Genomic DNA, 6,150 nt, shown 5'->3' on the forward strand with positions numbered 1-6,150 from the left:
TTGACTTTCAAAGTGGGAAGCGTATTATACGCACCTCGCTGACGTGCTAAGGCACTGAAAGCAAAGCTCTTTAACAATATAAACCTATCAATCTGTGTGGGCACTCGTTGATGATAATCCAATAAGTTATTGCTTAGGCAATGACTGTTTCTTCGGAAACACAATTGGGTTCAATGAACTGAGTGACCAATCGAGATTAAGTTTACTTAATCTTGGCACAGTCAATTCATTACCATTCTGTTGGAATGGTAATAGCTTTAAAATTACTTCTTACTTTCGAGTAAGAACAGTTTTGAAGTCAGTATTCATTGAGCCGACAAAATCTTAAATTGAAGAGTTTGATCATGGCTCAGATTGAACGCTGGCGGCAGGCCTAACACATGCAAGTCGAGCGGTAACAGGAAGAAAGCTTGCTTTCTTTGCTGACGAGCGGCGGACGGGTGAGTAATGCCTGGGAATATGCCTTAACGTGGGGGATAACTATTGGAAACGATAGCTAATACCGCATGATGCCTACGGGCCAAAGAGGGGGACCTTCGGGCCTCTCGCGTTAAGATTAGCCCAGGTGGGATTAGCTAGTTGGTGAGGTAATGGCTCACCAAGGCGACGATCCCTAGCTGGTCTGAGAGGATGATCAGCCACACTGGAACTGAGACACGGTCCAGACTCCTACGGGAGGCAGCAGTGGGGAATATTGCACAATGGGCGCAAGCCTGATGCAGCCATGCCGCGTGTATGAAGAAGGCCTTCGGGTTGTAAAGTACTTTCAGTCGTGAGGAAGGCATTTGCGTTAATAGCGTAGGTGTTTGACGTTAGCGACAGAAGAAGCACCGGCTAACTCCGTGCCAGCAGCCGCGGTAATACGGAGGGTGCGAGCGTTAATCGGAATTACTGGGCGTAAAGCGCATGCAGGTGGTTCGTTAAGTCAGATGTGAAAGCCCGGGGCTCAACCTCGGAATTGCATTTGAAACTGGCGGACTAGAGTGCTGTAGAGGGGGGTAGAATTTCAGGTGTAGCGGTGAAATGCGTAGAGATCTGAAGGAATACCGGTGGCGAAGGCGGCCCCCTGGACAGACACTGACACTCAGATGCGAAAGCGTGGGGAGCAAACAGGATTAGATACCCTGGTAGTCCACGCCGTAAACGATGTCTACTTGGAGGTTGTGGCCTTGAGCCGTGGCTTTCGGAGCTAACGCGTTAAGTAGACCGCCTGGGGAGTACGGTCGCAAGATTAAAACTCAAATGAATTGACGGGGGCCCGCACAAGCGGTGGAGCATGTGGTTTAATTCGATGCAACGCGAAGAACCTTACCTACTCTTGACATCTAGAGAAGCCAGCGGAGACGCAGGTGTGCCTTCGGGAACTCTAAGACAGGTGCTGCATGGCTGTCGTCAGCTCGTGTTGTGAAATGTTGGGTTAAGTCCCGCAACGAGCGCAACCCTTATCCTTGTTTGCCAGCGAGTAATGTCGGGAACTCCAGGGAGACTGCCGGTGATAAACCGGAGGAAGGTGGGGACGACGTCAAGTCATCATGGCCCTTACGAGTAGGGCTACACACGTGCTACAATGGCGCATACAGAGGGCTGCCAACCAGCGATGGTGAGCGAATCCCAAAAAGTGCGTCGTAGTCCGGATTGGAGTCTGCAACTCGACTCCATGAAGTCGGAATCGCTAGTAATCGTGAATCAGAATGTCACGGTGAATACGTTCCCGGGCCTTGTACACACCGCCCGTCACACCATGGGAGTGGGCTGCAAAAGAAGTGGGTAGTTTAACCTTTCGAGGAGGACGCTCACCACTTTGTGGTTCATGACTGGGGTGAAGTCGTAACAAGGTAGCGCTAGGGGAACCTGGCGCTGGATCACCTCCTTATACGATGATTACTCACGATGAGTGTCCACACAGATTGATATGTTTATAAAGTTTAAGAGATAACTAGTGTCCCGTTCGTCTAGAGGCCTAGGACACCGCCCTTTCACGGCGGTAACAGGGGTTCGACTCCCCTACGGGATACCATCTTTAAGCATTCTTTAGGTAATTACCTATTGAGAGTTTTTAAAAATGGTTAGTTTCTGTTGAAACAAACTTGCTCTTTAACAATTTGGAAAGCTGACTGATAACAACAATGTTGTTATCAAAAAAAAGTTCTCAATGTTTACCTATATGGTAAACACCAAAAAACACATTCAAGTGTTCTTGGCAATATCATCATTTATGATGATTATTCGAAATTGAGTCCGGCAAAATCGAACGTCTCTCACTCATAAAATAGAGAGACAACTTGGTTGTTTAACGAAACTCCTTCGGGTTGTATGGTTAAGTGACTAAGCGTACACGGTGGATGCCTTGGCAGTCAGAGGCGATGAAAGACGTAGTAACTTGCGATAAGCCCAGATTAGGTAGTAACAACCATTTGAGTCTGGGATTTCTGAATGGGGAAACCCACGTGCATAAGCACGTATCATTAACTGAATACATAGGTTAATGAGGCGAACCGGGGGAACTGAAACATCTAAGTACCCCGAGGAAGAGAAATCAACCGAGATTCCGAAAGTAGCGGCGAGCGAAATTGGATTAGCCCTTAAGCGTTTTATGCGTCAGGTGAAACTTCTGGAAAGTTGTGCGACACAGGGTGATAGCCCCGTAACCGGCAACGCATATTAAGTGAAAACGAGTAGGGCGGGACACGTGTTATCCTGTCTGAATATGGGGGGACCATCCTCCAAGGCTAAATACTACTGACTGACCGATAGTGAACCAGTACCGTGAGGGAAAGGCGAAAAGAACCCCTGTGAGGGGAGTGAAATAGAACCTGAAACCGTGTACGTACAAGCAGTAGGAGCGGGCATTGCGTCCCGTGACTGCGTACCTTTTGTATAATGGGTCAGCGACTTAATTTTAGTAGCAAGGTTAACCGTTTAGGGGAGCCGTAGGGAAACCGAGTCTTAACTGGGCGTATAGTTGCTAGAATTAGACCCGAAACCAGGTGATCTAGCCATGGGCAGGTTGAAGATTGAGTAACATCAATTGGAGGACCGAACCGACTAATGTTGAAAAATTAGCGGATGACTTGTGGCTAGGGGTGAAAGGCCAATCAAACCTGGAGATAGCTGGTTCTCCCCGAAAGCTATTTAGGTAGCGCCTCGGACGAATACTACTGGGGGTAGAGCACTGTTAAGGCTAGGGGGTCATCCCGACTTACCAACCCTTTGCAAACTCCGAATACCAGTAAGTACTATCCGGGAGACACACGGCGGGTGCTAACGTCCGTCGTGGAGAGGGAAACAACCCAGACCGCCAGCTAAGGTCCCAAATTATTACTAAGTGGGAAACGATGTGGGAAGGCTTAGACAGCTAGGATGTTGGCTTAGAAGCAGCCATCATTTAAAGAAAGCGTAATAGCTCACTAGTCGAGTCGGCCTGCGCGGAAGATGTAACGGGGCTAAGTAATAAACCGAAGCTGCGGCAATGAAGTTTACTTCATTGGGTAGGGGAGCGTTCTGTAAGCGGTTGAAGGTGTGTTGTAAAGCATGCTGGACGTATCAGAAGTGCGAATGCTGACATGAGTAACGATAAAGGGGGTGAAAAACCTCCTCGCCGGAAGACCAAGGGTTCCTGTCCAACGTTAATCGGGGCAGGGTAAGTCGACCCCTAAGGCGAGGCCGAAAGGCGTAGTCGATGGGAAACGGGTTAATATTCCCGTACTTCTTATAATTGCGATGGGGGGACGGAGAAGGCTAGGTGGGCCTGGCGACGGTTGTCCAGGTTCAAGTACGTAGGCGGGTGGTTTAGGTAAATCCGGACCGCTATCTAACGCTGAGATACGATGTCGAGCTACTACGGTAGTGAAGTCATTGATGCCATGCTTCCAGGAAAAGCCTCTAAGCTTCAGATTATAAGAAATCGTACCCCAAACCGACACAGGTGGTCGGGTAGAGAATACCAAGGCGCTTGAGAGAACTCGGGTGAAGGAACTAGGCAAAATGGTACCGTAACTTCGGGAGAAGGTACGCTCTCGACGGTGAAGTCCCTCGCGGATGGAGCTATTGGGAGTCGCAGATACCAGGTGGCTGCAACTGTTTATTAAAAACACAGCACTGTGCAAAATCGTAAGATGACGTATACGGTGTGACGCCTGCCCGGTGCCGGAAGGTTAATTGATGGGGTTAGACTTCGGTCGAAGCTCTTGATCGAAGCCCCGGTAAACGGCGGCCGTAACTATAACGGTCCTAAGGTAGCGAAATTCCTTGTCGGGTAAGTTCCGACCTGCACGAATGGCGTAATGATGGCCACGCTGTCTCCACCCGAGACTCAGTGAAATTGAAATCGCTGTGAAGATGCAGTGTACCCGCGGCTAGACGGAAAGACCCCGTGAACCTTTACTACAGCTTGGCACTGAACATTGACCCTACATGTGTAGGATAGGTGGGAGCCTTTGAAGCAAGTACGCCAGTATTTGTGGAGGCAATCTTGAAATACCACCCTTGTATGCTTGATGTTCTAACGTTGGCCCCTTATCGGGGTTACGGACAGTGCCTGGTGGGTAGTTTGACTGGGGCGGTCTCCTCCCAAAGAGTAACGGAGGAGCACGAAGGTGGGCTAAACACGGTTGGACATCGTGTGGTTAGTGCAATGGCATAAGCCCGCTTAACTGCGAGAATGACGGTTCGAGCAGGTACGAAAGTAGGTCATAGTGATCCGGTGGTTCTGTATGGAAGGGCCATCGCTCAACGGATAAAAGGTACTCCGGGGATAACAGGCTGATACCGCCCAAGAGTTCATATCGACGGCGGTGTTTGGCACCTCGATGTCGGCTCATCACATCCTGGGGCTGAAGTCGGTCCCAAGGGTATGGCTGTTCGCCATTTAAAGTGGTACGCGAGCTGGGTTTAGAACGTCGTGAGACAGTTCGGTCCCTATCTGCCGTGGGCGTTGGAAAATTGAAAGGGGCTGCTCCTAGTACGAGAGGACCGGAGTGGACGAACCTCTGGTGTTCGGGTTGTCACGCCAGTGGCATTGCCCGGTAGCTAAGTTCGGAATCGATAAGCGCTGAAAGCATCTAAGCGCGAAGCGAGCCTTGAGATGAGTTTTCCCTGGCACTTTAAGTGCCCTAAAGGGTTGTTCGAGACTAGAACGTTGATAGGCAGGGTGTGTAAGCGCTGTGAGGCGTTGAGCTAACCTGTACTAATTGCCCGTGAGGCTTAACCATACAACACCCAAGGGGTTTTGTAGGACTCAATGCAAGAACATGATTGAATGTGTGTGAGAACATAAGACAGCTTTCCGAATTAAAGAATTTGCTTGGCGACCATAGCGTTGCGGACCCACCTGATTCCATGCCGAACTCAGAAGTGAAACGCAATAGCGCCGATGGTAGTGTGGGGTTTCCCCATGTGAGAGTAGGACATCGCCAGGCTTTAAATTCGCACTTGCTTATTTAATAAGCAAGTCACCATAAAGTTTTAAGTTTTCTTAGAGTTTTATGTTGACTTTCAAAGTGGGAAGCGTATTATACGCACCTCGCTGACGTGCTAAGGCACTGAAAGCAAAGCTCTTTAACAATATAAACCTATCAATCTGTGTGGGCACTCGTTGATGATAATCCAATAAGTTATTGCTTAGGCAATGACTGTTTCTTCGGAAACACCATTGGGTTCAATGAACTGAGTGACCAATACAAATAGCTACTTGTAGTTATTTGGCACAGTCAATTCATTACCATTCTGTTGGAATGGTAATAGCTTTAAAATTACTTCTTACTTTCGGGTAAGAACAGTTTTGAAGTCAGTATTCATTGAGCCGACAAAATCTTAAATTGAAGAGTTTGATCATGGCTCAGATTGAACGCTGGCGGCAGGCCTAACACATGCAAGTCGAGCGGTAACAGGAAGAAAGCTTGCTTTCTTTGCTGACGAGCGGCGGACGGGTGAGTAATGCCTGGGAATATGCCTTAACGTGGGGGATAACTATTGGAAACGATAGCTAATACCGCATGATGCCTACGGGCCAAAGAGGGGGACCTTCGGGCCTCTCGCGTTAAGATTAGCCCAGGTGGGATTAGCTAGTTGGTGAGGTAATGGCTCACCAAGGCGACGATCCCTAGCTGGTCTGAGAGGATGATCAGCCACACTGGAACTGAGACACGGTCC

1 tRNA gene and 4 rRNA genes are annotated in these 6,150 nt (G+C 49.0%); all 5 read left to right on the top strand.

The features are described 5' to 3' along the window. The first annotated feature begins 326 nt into the window (after nucleotides 1-326). Nucleotides 327-1,873 (top strand): 16S ribosomal RNA (locus OJ16_RS19535). A gap of 68 nt (nucleotides 1,874-1,941) precedes the next feature. Beyond that, nucleotides 1,942-2,017: transfer RNA gene (locus OJ16_RS19540), tRNA-Glu, on the top strand. Nucleotides 2,018-2,315: 298 nt separating this feature from the next. Next, nucleotides 2,316-5,210, top strand: a 23S ribosomal RNA gene (locus OJ16_RS19545). Between the two features lie 91 nt (nucleotides 5,211-5,301). After that, nucleotides 5,302-5,417, top strand: a 5S ribosomal RNA gene (gene rrf, locus OJ16_RS19550). A gap of 396 nt (nucleotides 5,418-5,813) precedes the next feature. Next, nucleotides 5,814-6,150, top strand: a 16S ribosomal RNA gene (locus OJ16_RS19555); the annotation flags it as partial.

It is taken from the genome of Vibrio renipiscarius (assembly GCF_000827885.1).
Lineage (GTDB): Bacteria > Pseudomonadota > Gammaproteobacteria > Enterobacterales > Vibrionaceae > Vibrio > Vibrio renipiscarius.